Source organism: Bacillus sp. SIMBA_008 (genome assembly GCF_046535495.1).
In the GTDB taxonomy this organism is placed as follows: domain Bacteria; phylum Bacillota; class Bacilli; order Bacillales; family Bacillaceae; genus Bacillus; species Bacillus subtilis.
This window is the reverse complement of record NZ_JAWRWL010001395.1, coordinates 1-231: the sequence shown is the minus strand read 5'-3', so window position 1 is coordinate 231 and position 231 is coordinate 1. Positions and strand designations below refer to the sequence as shown.

At 37.2% G+C, this 231-nt stretch carries 1 protein-coding gene; it reads left to right on the top strand.

The window, feature by feature from the left end; all coding sequences use genetic code 11:
* The coding region (locus SB658_RS28050) for an amidohydrolase family protein (protein WP_410603882.1) at nucleotides 1-231 on the top strand (231 nt) is incomplete at both ends.

The window sequence follows — 231 nt, the reverse complement described above, 5'->3', positions numbered from 1 at the left end:
ATTTAAAGCACATTTGCTCGTTCACCATGAAGTAGCACATGAACGAAAAGAATATGAAAATGAGCATTATATTGAATTTGGAGCGATGAAAATTTTTTCTGATGGCTCTTTTGGCGGTAGAACAGCTTTATTAAGTGAACCGTATGAAGATGTGCAGGAAACAAATGGAGTTGCAATCTTCTCACGTGAAGAGCTTGCGGAGTTAGTGAAAAAAGCACGTGATTTCCATAT